The following is a 13,146-nucleotide window of genomic DNA, read 5'->3' on the forward strand; positions in this document are numbered from 1 at the left end:
TATTCAACTAAAGTAACTTACCTTACCAACTTTTGACAATTCCTCAAAATCACGATTGTTTTTTGTGTTTTTATGTAACATAAATCTGCCGGAATTCGAATAACTAAAAACAAAACTACGTTACAAAAAGCTAAAAGTCATGGAAGAAAAACTTATCACTCTAGTTGTCCTGCCTTATTCAAAAGCACACATATTTAAAGTACTGCTCGAAGAAAAAGGCATTGATTGTGAGCTGGAATATGTCAACCTGATTCAGGGCGATACAACAGCCACTGTGCGATTCAAAATTCTGGAAAAAGATATCCAGAAAGCTGTTCATGAACTGGAACTGTTTTTGGGTACCAAAACTGAAACCGAACCGGAATCAAAAGCCGACCTGCCAAAACAAATTCTGGTTCCAATCGATTTCTCGGAAGCTTCGTTAAAGGCCGCCAAAACAGCCGTTGATATTGCTGCACATGTAAAATCAGAAGTACTTTTTATGCACAGCTTTATCAATCCGATCATTCACAGTATTCCTTACAGCGATATTTACGCTTTTGATTCTTCAGCACTTTTTAAAATTGAACACGCCGAAGAGAATGCCAATAAAGACTTTAAAAAGTTCATAAAAAAACTGAACAAGGAAGTTGGCGAGGAAGTGTGGAATTCGATTCAAACCGACTACATTATTAAGTCGGGTTATGCCGAGGAAGACATCCTGGCTTACGCAAGAAAAAATCATCCGCGTTTGATTGTAGTGGGTAGCGGCGGTGATAATTATCCGCAGGGTATTGTAGGAAGTGTTACTGCCGATATCATGTACAATGCCAATGTTCCGGTGCTGGTTATTCCAAAAGATACCCCTGACAAAAAGGTAACGGAAATCAACAACGTGATGTATGCCACCAATTTTGATGAAAAAGATTTTGTGGCCATCGATAAACTGTTAAACCTGCTTGAGCCTTTCGACATAAAACTCACCTGTGCACACGTTGGCGAGCCACGTCGCAACAGCTGGGACCTTGCCCGCCTGGAAGGAATGAAAGAACTTTTGCAGAAAAAATATGAGAAAAAGAACTTTACCTGCATGCTGCTCGAAGGCAACGAAGTATTGGAAACCATTGAGTCGTACATTAAAAATGCCGGCATCGATATGCTTTCTTTAACTACGCACAAAAGAAATATGATTGCCAGGTTATTTAATCCGAGCTTTGCCCGGAAAATGGTATTTCACAGTAACACACCACTTTTGGTATTTCATGCCTGAACTTATTGAAGAAGGAATAATAAAATATCGGTAGAAAAAGTGTGAAGTTTTGCAGATTATAAAAAAGCTATTATATTTGCACCCGCGTTCACAGAGAAATTCATTTGAATTAAAAATATATTGCGGGATGGAGCAGTTGGTAGCTCGTTGGGCTCATAACCCAAAGGTCGTAGGTTCAAGTCCTGCTCCCGCTACTCAGAAGCCGGTTTTTAACCGGCTTTTTTATTTTCATACCCCCATATCACTACATATTTCTGTACTTTTAATCCCGCAACTCTTAAGAGTTATTACTCTAACTAAAAGCAATAAAGATGAACTCCTTCGATTTTCAAGAGCTGAAACCCATCCTGCTCAAATCGGTAATAACATGCCCGGAATGTGGATTTCAGAAAGAAGAAACGATGCCGGAAGACGCCTGCAGCTTTTTTTATGAATGCACCAAGTGCCACGCCGTTTTGAAACCAAAAGCAGGCGATTGTTGTGTGTATTGCTCTTACGGAACAGTTCCCTGTCCGCCAATTCAGCAGGGAAAAAACTGTTGCTGATACAATTCCTGAAGTTTACGGTTTTCGTTCAACCCAGGTGTTGCATTCTGCAAAAACCTGCCTATATTTAATAGCTGAACTTACACCTGCACAATGAAGAAATTTATCCTCCTGGCAATTGCCTCCATTCTCACCAATTTAGTTTCTGCACAACGCGTTGAAGTAACCCCAACATTTGGCTACACTTTTAGTGGTACGGTAAAAGGTTACTACGGAACGTATGACGTGCAAAATGCCATGCTTTACGGAGCCAAACTGGATGTTGAATTTATCGATTTAACATACTTCGAGCTGAGCTACCGGAGAAACGATCCAACATTGGAATACATCACAAGTTCGCTCGATTACAAGGAAGCAAATACCGGGACTGCGCATTACATGGCCGGTGTGTTGCGAGAATTAAACAACGGCACTTTTCGGCCATACGGAGTTATTAACCTCGGATTAACCCGTTACTGGGATAAAGGCGACTCCGATTTCAGAAAATGGTTCTTTTCAACCGAGTTTGCTATCGGTACAAAAATATTTATAACCGACTATCTGGGATTTCGTTTTCAGGCTTCGGTCACCACTCCCTGGGATTTCGACGGTGGTGGAATTTACTGGGGCATTGGAGGAGGAAGCAGTGCCAATTTAACTTTTGGTGTCCCGATCGCCCACTGGGATTTATCAGGTGGAATAATTATCAGCCTGCCGGATTAAAGAAAGTTGGTTCTCATCTTTTTAAATTTTCTCTCCAAACTGCTGAGTTGGCAAATTTTCCCATTTTTGCAGGTACGTAACTACAATCAAACAAAATGAAACGATTACTCAGCACCGCAGGCACTGTCATTTTCATTTCCCTGTTTTTTATAACAGCTTCGGGTCAGAAAAATCAAACAGACAAATATGCGGCTTTCAATTACCGCAATCTTGGTGCTTACCGCGCCGGTGCCTGGGTAGGTTCGCTGGCAGTTCCCGAAAATCCGGGAGAAAAACATAAATACACCTGGTATGTTGGAGCCCGTGCCGGAGGAATCTGGAAAACAGTAAACAACGGAACTACTTTCGAATGTATTTCCGATACCTTTGGCACCTCATCAATCGGCGATATGGCAGTTGCTCCGTCAAACCCGGAAATCATCTGGGCCGGGACAGGCGAGGCTTTCAATGCCCGTTCGTCGTATTACGGAAACGGAATCTGGAAATCGACCGATGCCGGAAAAACCTGGCAAAATATGGGACTGCACGATTCGCATCACATTGCCAAAGTGGTAATTCACCCAACTAATCCCGACATAGTTTGGGTGGCTTCGATGGGACACCTGTTTTCGAAAAATGAAGAACGCGGTGTATTTAAAACCATCAACGGAGGCAAAACCTGGGAAAAAGTTCTCTATATTGATGCTGCAACCGGTGTAACTGATCTGGTCATTCATCCTACTGATCCGGGTATTTTGTATGCAGCCACTTACGAAAAAACACGCACCGCCTGGACTTTTGATCCGGGAGGTGAAAAGAGCCGCATTTACAAATCGACTGACGGCGGAACGAGCTGGAATGTAGTTAAAGGCGGACTTCCTGAAGGACCGTTCGGAAGAATTGGCCTGGACATCCAGCGGTCGAATCCGGATGTTTTGGTAGCTGTTGTTCAAAACCTGAACGTAAAACCCGGAGTCGATCCCAACGCACAAACTGCTTTTGATGAATTTACCGATCACTCTTTCGATAACCTGGTGGGTGGCGAAGTGTACATCAGCAAAAATGCGGGCAAAAGCTGGAAACGCATCAATGATCCGGAAACCAACGATGTTAGCGGAAAAGCGGCTTACAGCTTTAACCGCATTGCAATTGATCCCTTTGATGCCGATAAAATATACATTATCGGCGATGCCATGCATTACACCCTCGATGGTGGAAAAACGTGGCCCGGAAGGCGCGAGCAGCAACTGTTTCAAACGAATTTTGGCGATAACCGCGTTTTCTGGATCGATTCGAAAGATCCGCGCCACATGATGCTGGGATCCGACGGTGGCGTGTATTCTTCCTTTGATGGCGGCCTGAGTATGAATCACTATTACCAGCTTCCGCTTGGCGAAGTCTACAATGTTGAGGTCGATATGGAAACGCCGTATAACATTTACATCGGATTACAGGACCACGAAGCCTGGAAAGCACCATCGAACGGATGGTCGGGACAGATCACTCCTGCCGACTGGGTAATTACCGGAATGTGGGATGGCATGTTCACCAAAGTAGATCCGGACGACAATAAAAACATCTACGCCACCACGCAGTTTGGTTCTCACCTCCGAATCGATCAGTCGGTTGGCGAGCGCCAGTCAATTGTTCCGGTACCCGAAGATTCAACAGAACATTACCGCTATACCTGGACAACTCCGCTGTCCATTTCGCCCCACAACAGCGCGATTATTTACACCGGAGCTCAAAAAGTTCTGCGCTCACTTAACCGTGGAGAAAAATGGGAAGAGATCAGCCCTGATCTTACGAAGAACGATCCCGGAAAAATACATGGAAAGGGACACATCCAGTACTGCACCATCACTACACTGGACGAATCGCCGTTGAAAGCCGGAGTGATTTGGGTAGGCACCGATGACGGAAACGTTCAGCTCACTACCGATTTTGGTCACAACTGGACTGATCTCACACTAAATCTTGCCAAAGCCGGAGCGCCCGATTCCATGTGGGTAAGCAAAGTATTTCCTTCGAATTATGACGCGGCTACGGCCTACATCTCGAAATGTGGATTTACCGATGATGTAATGGATGCCCACATTTATGTGACGCACGATTTTGGCCTTACCTGGAAGAAAATTACAAAGGGGTTGCCAGCTTCTCCGGTGAATGTCATCATTGAGGACCGCAAAAATCCGGCGCTTCTTTTTGCCGGAAACGATCTGGGAGTTTATGTCTCAACCGATTCGGGTGAAAACTGGCTGCCGTTTCAGGCGAACATGCCCAATGTGGTAGTTCGCGATTTACTGATCCATCCGCGTGAGAACGATTTAATTGTGGGAACCTACGGTCGTGCGGCCTGGATAACCGACATCACTCCACTGCAACAACTCACCCCGGAAATTGAGTCGAAAGATTTACACCTGTTTGAAATAGCACCCAAACCTCAGTTGAATTATTCGCAACAAGCCAACTGGGGAAATTACCACATGATGGGAAGTAACCATCTCAACTCACCCAATGAGCCTAACGGGCTGGAAATATGGTATCTGCTGGGCAAGCAATTAAAAGGTGAAACACGTATCGGTATTGAAAACAATAACGGAGAAGTTATTTACGACGAAGTTCTGCCCGGGAAAGCCGGAATAAATAAAATATACTGGAACACACGTCGCGCCGAACCGGGAGACTATACCATTATCATAAAAAACAGCAGCTTTTCGGAAAGCAAAAAAGGCACAGTGCTGGAAAGATGGATCTGGCCGGTGTTAAATTATTCGGGAAAAAAATAAAAAGATTTTATCTTGAATTACACATTTAATCCTGTAAGTTGCAAGCCATCAAGAAGGTGATTAACAAGCGGTTCTTCTTTCACATTAGTATTTAGTTTTCCAGGTTTTTAGCAGCCAGTTCGTCGGTAATAAATGGTAAACTCAAATGCAATGAGAAATAGCCCATGCGATTAACGTCAGCACTTAATTTGTCGTTGAAAAGGTCGGCTAAGCCATAATAATACCGGGCATGCACAAATATTCCTCTGCCTTTAAGTGCTTTTCCAAGCAAATAACAAACATCGGCAACCGGTCCGTAATCTACTTTGTTTACATATGACTCAAAATCTTGTTTAAATTCACCTTCTTCTCCTCTAAATGTTGCACTTGCATTTCGTAAAAAAGAGACTTGCGGTCCCAGGCTGTATCTCCATTTTCTGTTATTGGTTTGATAAGAAAACAAGATGGGAATTTCATTGTATCCAAGGTACAACGTTGCAGGCACATTCATGAATTCAGCATCAAGACCGGGGCTGCCCGTAGCCAGAGAATAGGTTTTGAACCGTACATTTCGAATACTTACAAAATAAATCTGGGGGCTGAAATACCAGTTTTCTGCTAGTTGAAGATTTGCACCAATTCCAAAATTTATCCCCATTCGGGAACGCTTTGTATCAGGTATATCTGAATAATGAGAAAAAAAACCACCTGCTTCCATGCTGATATTAAACTTTTCGGAAGCCACCTGATCGCCAAAAAGCAAAGCCACAATGGCGGCCTGACCTTTAACCTGTCGTGTAGGTAATAAAATAGTGGTTGAACATAAAAACAAGGCCAAAAAAAATTGCTTTTTCATTTTTATTATAGTTTCAATCCTGCCAAACGCAAGCCTTCGAGGATATGATTTACAAGTGATTCTTCTTTTACATACCGGCTGATAAGATATTCTGCTTTTTTCTCAAAATCAGGCTTTAATTCAAGTAAATCTTTTACCTGTTTTGATGCTTCCTCGAAATTACTCAGTTGTCCGTTAACAGCAGCACGTAACATTGGTCCCCAGAATACTGAAGGAATATTATATTTATTGGCTTCCAACAAAGCTTCATCATAAGTTCCGGTTCGGTAGTAATACAACATGGTGCAGCCATGAAAATAAAGCGGATAGCTCATATTTCGGTGCATAATGTTATCCAGCATCTGCTTCCCTTTTTCCCACTCCCCGTATAAACACAAATAGAATGCGAGTGTCCCTGCCCTTAGGGCACCAATCGGGTCAATGGCAAGACACTTCTCGGCCAAATCAAGAAATCGTTCTTTTTCGTTACACACAAAACACTTGGTAGCCAGAATAGCGCTCACAATAAAGCTTTCAGGCTCAATATACTTTGCTTTTTCAGCCAACGCAACAAAAAGCTTATAGGATTCAGTTGAATTCGGATAGTCGAGGGTGTAGACTGTTCCGTGCAATGCAGCAAGAAGTGCATTAATTAAACCGGATTCAGGATTTTTCTCATAAACATGGGTTATTGCTTCAAAAGCCTGTTCTGCAGAACTTTGGGTGAGCCGAAGCTGAAAATCATAAAATTTCAGTACAGCATCATACGTTTCAAAATCCTTGAAATTATGATTATAAGAATCAACAGTCAGCTGGTGAAGAATGATACCATATTCGCTGCAAAGTACATTCGCAATTTCCTTTGCAACCGATTCCTGGATGACAAATGTATTGCTACTATTTAGCTTTCGGCTATAACTTTCGGCCCAGATCTGTTTCCCAACGGACAGATCAGTTAGCCGTGCGAGAATTTTTATCTGATCTCCGGCCTTATTCAATGCACCTTCAAGAATAAACCTTACACCACTTTTTTCAACCAGTTTTTTAAGATGGTTCTTCGTCATATTTTCTTTTGAAAATGCAGAGAAGTTGTACACCGAAATATCTTCGTACTTGGTTAAAACCACCGATAACTCTTCTGTTATTCCCCTGGAAAAATAGTGCATAGAACCATCTTCTGTAAGATCGGTAAATGGGAACACGGCTAATTTAGGTTCGCCGCTGTATTTTCTTCGAAATTCTGTGGTTTGTACCAGTTCCTTTTTAATAGCCTTTTTTAATGATATAAAAGGCGTATATCCGCCCTTCGGAATCTCAATTATTATTTGATCATCCTTTCCTTCCTTCAAATAAAATAGATCCAGCATTCTACGCAAGCGCCCTGCATGTATTCGAACCAGCGCATCCTGGCTCGGATCAAAATCTTCATTTCGCCCAAACACATCTACTCCTATGGAATAGCCCTTGAGTTTTTCGGCCCGTCCGGCCAGATACTCTGAAACAACATATGAAAGAAATTTGCACAACAGATCCTTGGTTCGAAAATCATCGCTTAAGCAGATCTTCTCGATCTGCTTTATGATTAAACTTTCATCAATCAGGTTAGTTTTAAGACTTTTCATTTCAATCTTTTGGCGGCCTTCCGTTTAACTGTATAATACGGTTATAAACTTCTAATTGCGAGTAATTTACCTTAACTTTTTCTAAAAACCAATAGGATCAACTTAATTTTATGTTGCCAGACTCCTATATTGAGCTTATAACCGAATTCCCTGATTCTAAAAAAAAGATAGAATGGCTGCTTCGTTTCGATGAAACCTTTCAGGAAATAGTGGAAGATTACCTGTTTTGCAAACAGGAGCTTAAAAAGTTATCCACGACAAAATCTGGCAGTATAACAACAAAATATGCTCAAACAATTCAGGATTTAAAAGAAGAATTACTTGCACGACTTGAACAAACTTAAAACATAAAAATTATGACTCTTCAATTCCAAAAAAGATCAACCCGGATTTTCTGTATCCTTATTGTTATCGGAAGCTTTTTATTTTCGTGTACAACACAGGAAGTAAAAACAACAGACGAAAATTCTATCCCATACCCTTTAAATGAATGGAAAGGTGTGCAGGAAAAAGTCCTTGCTGATTCGAAGCCTGATTTTGTAGGTCCGCACAAACCCAAAAAAGACTCGCCCAACGTTTTGGTTATTATGCTCGACGATGCCGGATATTCCAACGCCGGTTCATTTGGTGGTGCTATTAAAACACCAACATTCGATAAAATTGGAGACGAAGGAATAAGATACACACACTTTTCGGTGTGTGCAGTTTGTTCTCCAACGAGAGGTGCCCTTCTCACAGGTTATAACAACCATACTATTGGGCTGGGTAATATTACCGAATTTGCGGTAGGTTATCCCGGGTACAACGCACAGATGGATTATTCTACACCTTCAATAGCAAAAATTCTGACCGACAATGGATATGCCACTGCCGCTTTTGGTAAATGGCACAACACCCCGATGGAAGAAGCGTCTCCGGTGGGGCCTTTCCAGGCCTGGCCGACAGGAATGTGGGGGTTTGAATATTTTTATGGCTTTTTGGGAGGCGAAACCAACCAGTTTCATCCGCTTTTATATGAAAACAATACCGCCATTGAAACACCCAAAACAAATGCCGATGGCTCACCTTACCATTTGTCGCAGGATCTGGCCGATCAGACTATCCGTTGGATTGATAACTGGAAAGGGCTGAGAAACGCTCCTTTCTTTGTCTATTTTGCTCCGGGTGCCATTCATGCGCCTTTGCATGTGCCGAAAGACTGGCACGATAAATACAAGGGTCAATTCGACCAGGGATGGGATGTTTACCGCGAAGAAGTACTCGCCCGTCAAAAAAAATTAGGCCTTGTTCCCGAAAATACCAAACTGGTACCTCGCCCGGAATCCATTCCTGCTTTCGATTCATTCAGCGAAGAAGGAAAAGCATTTTTAAGGCGCCAGATGGAAATCAATGCTGCATTTATGGAACATGTGGATTATAATGTTGGTAGGATAATTAAACACCTCGATGAAATGGGTGAACTGGATAATACGCTGGTAATTTACCTTACTGCCGACAATGGGGCCACTGCCGAAGGAACTACTACCGGAGCTGTTTCCGAACTTTTAATGCAAAACGGTTTTCCACCGCTTACGATGGATCAGCAACTCGAACTTCTTGAAAAATACGGAGGGCTTGAAGAATGGGGTGGACCCAACATGAACAACCACTTTTCTGTAGCCTGGGCCTGGTCAACTTCCACGCCGTTCCAATGGACCAAGCAGGTTGCTTCACACTTTGGAGGCACGGTTTCAGCTACTGCAATCCGGTATCCGAAAATGATTCAGGCTAAAGGAGAATGGAGAAGACAGTTTCAGAATGTAACCGATATTGTTCCGACAATACTTGAAGTTACCGGTGTGCCACAACCCGATTTTGTAAACGGGCAAAAAGTTAAAGAACGTCCCGGAAAATCACTGGTTTATGCCTGGGACAATCCTGAAGCAAAAACAAACCACCCCACCCAATACTTTGAATTTACAGGTTTCATGGGTATTTATCATGACGGTTGGACCCTGGCAGGTAAACCTTACCGGATTCCATGGTCAGTTGATCCCCAGGCACTGGCGAATTTTGATCCGCTGAATACAACCTGGGAATTATACAATATCGATGAAGATCCCGGGCAAACGGTTAACGTTGCAGATCAATATCCCGAGAAGGTAAAAGAACTGGAAGAAATCTTCTGGGAAGAAGCAAAAAAATATGATGTTGAGCCCGTTGGAGGAGGACTGGCAAGGATGCTTCAACCTGAAGCAAATCCGGCGGCAGTGGCTAAAAAGCACTGGGAACTGACCACCAATGTTTACCGGGTTCCTGAAGCGGCCGGACCATACATTAAATCAAACAATTACCAGGTCAACGCGTATATCACCGCTGATAAAACTACAGAGGGTGTTATTTATGCCGTTGGTGACCATATGGGCGGACAAACATTATTTATCAAGGATGGCAAACTGCGTTACAGTTTCTCTACCCTAGGAGTACTCTGGCACGACTTTGCAGGGGTACAAATTCCTAACGGAGAGTTAAAAATTACGCTGAAGCATACCATGAAAGAAGCCAGGTTAAACGGGCCATCGCTGGTTGAGTTTTTTATTAACGATGAGAAGGTCGGTGAATTGGATATCCAGGCAACTGTTTACGGAGCCTATACCGGGCATGAAACTTTTGACATTGGCCGAGATGAGGGAATGCCCGTAAACCTGGAATACGAAGCAAAAGGTAAATTTATGTTTACCACCGGACAATTGCATAGGGTTGTATTTGATATTGAATAAGATTTTCAGGATGAAATTAGAGAATTTATCTCTTAATAGATAAACGATGAAATAGCTTTTGTTCAGTTTTATTTTTGGGTTACTGATTTTCGATTGTGTTTAACAATCAACAACTGACAAACCAATATCCAAGGATATTCCCAAGATAAGCAAAGGAATTCTGATGGGATACTTAACTGAACAGGAACTACCCAACAGTTTAAAACTGGTTTCACCACCACCGGAAGGATGAAGATATCGACCCGATCATGAGAGTCTATGTCACCGATCTGGTAAAAATGGTAAAATGGATAACACAGGCGACAGAAAAACTATAGAAACCACCTTCAATTTGATTGAAACTAAAAAATTACAACTATGAAAAAGAAAGTATTATTTACATTGATTCTGGCAGTTGTTCTTTATTCTGCAACGCCGGCTCAAAACAAAGAAAGTGAAAAGAATATGGTTTCCGGTATGCGTGCCGGGTGGCACTCGGCTACACTGGTTAAGGATGGCGCTGAACCTTACAGTGCCGATCCATTAAACAGTTTTTACGTAGGATTCTTTAACGAGAATAAAGTAGCTCCCCTTTTCAATTTTGGTAAAGGATTGGAGTATTTTCAAAATGGCTTGTCGTACACCGGAGGTGGCGAACGGATTTTGCATACCATTAGCGTTCCCTTGTACCTGAAACTTAAGGTAGGACCGGTTTACGGACTTGGTGGGATAGCCGGTAATTTTAAAGTCAGCGAAAAATTTTCTGCCGGCGATTACGAAGCCAGTCCGAAGGATAGTGACAAATCAAAATGGTTCGATGCACCCGTTTTCCTGGGAGCAGGCGTAAAGATTGCTTTTGTATCAGTAGAAGCACGCTACCACTGGGGATTAATTGAAGTTAGAAACGGCCTTAAAAGCCAGTATTTACAGGTTGGTGCAGCCGTTTCCTTTTAACTGAAGAGACTAAAAAGATCAAATCTTAAAATCAAAAATCATGAAAAATTTCTGTTTACTGGCTGTATTTGCACTTATTGTTAACGCTGGTCTTGCTCAGGATACGATCCGCGGCCAGGTAATAAGAGTAGATACAGTTAAAATTCAACAGGTGAGAGTGGACACTGTATATGTTCCCCAGGAAAACGCTCAGCCCCAGGCTCAGAAAACTAATGAGGGCCAGCAACAGGAAAATAAGCAAAATGAAAAAGTATATTTTGGTGGTTATGGTAATTTCTCGATCGGAAAATACACCTCAATCGGTTTTGAGCCTTTGATCGGCTATAAACTGCTGCCACGTTTCTCGGTAGGAGCAAAACTCTCGTATGAGTATTTTAAAAACAAAAATTATACTCCTAAGAAGGAAGGTTCGAACTACGGAATCGGCGCATTTTCACGACTTTTTATTACTCAAAGAATTTATGGTCATGCCGAGTTCTCGGAAATGAACTATAAAATTTATCAGACTGTTGATCAAAGCAATCGGCAGTGGATTTCATTCCTGTATGTTGGCGGAGGCTACAATCTACCGGTTGCAAAAGGCGTTTCATTGAATGCCGAAGTTTTATGGGATGTGCTACAGAATGATGACTCTCCCTATAAAACAGTGGAACCATTTTTTAATGTTGGTATTGCCGTAGGATTCTAATAAATTACGAAAAAAACATATGCGAGTAAGAAAGCTGATCATTTCAATTTGTATTCTCTTAATTCTGGCCGGATGCGCGAATAAAAAAGATCAAAGCTCTTTTGAGGCAGAAAAGGTGGACACAATTCCTTCAACAATTCCGCTGAACTATCTAGAAACAATCGATAAGCTTGACGCTTCCCAGAAATATGTAGGCGGATCGTACAAGGATATGCTGGATCTTTTTGAAAAACTGAACTATACGCCTGAAGCCTGGCAGGCAGGAATTCGTGAGGTCCCCCGCGCCTACCTGGTTGCAGTTGGCGATAGATGGGGTACTACCACAACAAAGGAAATAACCACTTTAAATAAGAAACAGCTATTTTTTCGCGGACTTGCACCGCTTATTCTACACGCAAATGAGTTGATTTTGCAAGACCGAAACAGGCTCGAGAAAATTAAGACATCGTTTCAAAAAGGTAACGCTCTGCCTGAAATGGATAAAATCTGGATACTGAAACTGGCCAAATTGTACAAGGTCAACACCGACGATAGTCAGTTAACAGCGGCCATGTTTGACGAACTGTGGAAAAGGGTGGATATTATACCTCCTTCGCTGGCTTTGGGGCAAAGTGCAACCGAGAGCGGTTGGGGAACCTCACGCTTCGCAGCACAAGGTAACGCCATGTACGGTCAATGGGCATGGGGAGAGAACGCCATGAAACCGGAAAATCAGAGAACGCATTTGGGAAATTATGGTGTTGCCGCCTTCAGTTCACTGCAGGAATCGGTTTCGGCCTATATGCTTAATCTGAATACACATTATGCCTATGCCGAACTTCGGGAAATCCGGGCCAATCTTCGCAAGAAAGGACAAAAGATAACCGGGAACGCCCTGGCAGACGGACTTACAAGATACTCGGAACATGGAGCTAGTTATGTTGAGTCGCTAAAAGCGATGATGGATTACAATCGGCTTTACCCGGCAGACGATGCCTATTTATCGGATGAGCCACCAATTTTCTTGATACCGGCAGCCGATTAAAACAGTATAAATTACACTTCGTATTTTTATGTAAAATTTTGT

Annotated in this window: 10 protein-coding genes and 1 tRNA gene; 9 read left to right on the top strand and 2 right to left on the bottom strand. The window is 42.5% G+C overall.

Annotated features, from left to right (window positions below):
- Positions 1-139 precede the first annotated feature (139 nt).
- From HFD85_RS13515 to HFD85_RS13535, 5 genes are all read left to right on the top strand, one after another.
- Positions 140-1,249: a universal stress protein gene (locus HFD85_RS13515; protein WP_167610659.1), complete on the top strand. Its 1,110-nt coding sequence runs from the start codon at positions 140-142 to the stop codon at positions 1,247-1,249.
- Positions 1,250-1,370: 121 nt separating this feature from the next.
- Positions 1,371-1,443 (top strand) — tRNA-Met (locus HFD85_RS13520).
- A gap of 117 nt (positions 1,444-1,560) precedes the next feature.
- Positions 1,561-1,794, top strand: coding sequence for a GDCCVxC domain-containing (seleno)protein (locus HFD85_RS13525; protein WP_167610662.1), 234 nt, complete (start codon positions 1,561-1,563; stop codon positions 1,792-1,794).
- Between the two features lie 93 nt (positions 1,795-1,887).
- Positions 1,888-2,496: a hypothetical protein gene (locus tag HFD85_RS13530; protein ID WP_167610665.1), complete on the top strand. Its 609-nt coding sequence runs from the start codon at positions 1,888-1,890 to the stop codon at positions 2,494-2,496.
- Between the two features lie 95 nt (positions 2,497-2,591).
- Positions 2,592-5,264 (top strand): WD40/YVTN/BNR-like repeat-containing protein, encoded by a 2,673-nt coding sequence (locus tag HFD85_RS13535; RefSeq protein ID WP_167610668.1) that lies wholly within the window; start codon positions 2,592-2,594, stop codon positions 5,262-5,264.
- A 91-nt stretch (positions 5,265-5,355) separates the two neighbouring features.
- Here the strand turns inward: HFD85_RS13535 and HFD85_RS13540 are convergent, their stop codons facing one another.
- Together HFD85_RS13540 and HFD85_RS13545 are read right to left on the bottom strand one after the other, a co-directional pair.
- Entirely contained in the window at positions 5,356-6,099 is a 744-nt protein-coding gene (locus tag HFD85_RS13540) for a porin family protein (protein ID WP_167610671.1), read from the bottom strand.
- Between the two features lie 5 nt (positions 6,100-6,104).
- Positions 6,105-7,700, bottom strand: a complete 1,596-nt coding sequence (locus HFD85_RS13545) for a hypothetical protein (RefSeq protein ID WP_167610674.1) — start codon at positions 7,698-7,700, stop codon at positions 6,105-6,107.
- A gap of 356 nt (positions 7,701-8,056) precedes the next feature.
- Between HFD85_RS13545 and HFD85_RS13550 the strand changes: the two genes are divergently transcribed.
- From HFD85_RS13550 to HFD85_RS13565, 4 genes are all read left to right on the top strand, one after another.
- Positions 8,057-10,459, top strand: a complete 2,403-nt coding sequence (locus HFD85_RS13550) for a sulfatase family protein (protein ID WP_167610677.1) — start codon at positions 8,057-8,059, stop codon at positions 10,457-10,459.
- Between the two features lie 357 nt (positions 10,460-10,816).
- Positions 10,817-11,392 (top strand): porin family protein, encoded by a 576-nt coding sequence (locus HFD85_RS13555; RefSeq protein WP_167610680.1) that lies wholly within the window; start codon positions 10,817-10,819, stop codon positions 11,390-11,392.
- A 40-nt stretch (positions 11,393-11,432) separates the two neighbouring features.
- Complete coding sequence (locus HFD85_RS13560; protein WP_167610683.1) at positions 11,433-12,080, top strand: hypothetical protein; 648 nt, start codon at positions 11,433-11,435, stop codon at positions 12,078-12,080.
- Positions 12,081-12,099: 19 nt separating this feature from the next.
- Positions 12,100-13,104 carry a glucosaminidase domain-containing protein gene (locus HFD85_RS13565; protein WP_167610686.1) on the top strand — a complete coding sequence of 335 codons (1,005 nt, stop codon included), beginning with the start codon at positions 12,100-12,102 and terminating at the stop codon, positions 13,102-13,104.
- The last annotated feature ends 42 nt before the right edge of the window (positions 13,105-13,146 follow it).

Source organism: Maribellus sediminis, from assembly GCF_011799805.1.
In the GTDB taxonomy this organism is placed as follows: domain Bacteria; phylum Bacteroidota; class Bacteroidia; order Bacteroidales; family Prolixibacteraceae; genus Draconibacterium; species Draconibacterium sediminis_A.